Here is a 440-nt window from a genome sequence, read left to right as displayed (position 1 = left end):
CAAATAAACAGCCCATTTTTTAAAGATGAATCACTTTATTATTCCTTACTTAATAATTGTAGCACCAAGAGTTTTTTCAAAATGTGTAAGCGCCCATTCGTGCCCGGTTGGATTGAAAGAAGCAACGGCGTCTTCATAGATAAAAATATTGTAACCTTGGTTATAGGCATCAATAGCCGTATGAAGGACACATATATCCGTACATACACCTACTATATAAATATCTGTAATTCCCCGCTCTCTAAGTTTTATAGATAGATCTGTCCCGGCAAATGCGGAATATCTTGTTTTATCTATATATTGAACATTCTTTCTCATCTTATTTTCATCGTAAACATCCTTTAGTGCACCATACAAATCTCTTCCTTTTGTATGCCTAATATTATGGGGCGGAAACAATTTCGTTTCTGGATGAAAGGGATCTCCTTCTTCATGTACAT

At 35.2% G+C, this 440-nt stretch carries 1 protein-coding gene; it reads right to left on the bottom strand.

Features of this window, described 5'->3' with window-relative positions; all coding sequences use genetic code 11:
• Nucleotides 1–45 precede the first annotated feature (45 nt).
• Nucleotides 46–440: cysteine hydrolase family protein (locus tag V7164_RS20125; protein WP_438824731.1), on the bottom strand; the 395-nt coding region annotated here is incomplete at its 5' end.

Origin of the sequence: Bacillus sp. JJ1474 (genome assembly GCF_036965225.1) — a bacterium.
GTDB lineage: Bacteria > Bacillota > Bacilli > Bacillales > Cytobacillaceae > Cytobacillus.
Note: the sequence above shows the minus strand (reverse complement) of the source record. Positions and strands in the feature narration are given on the sequence as shown.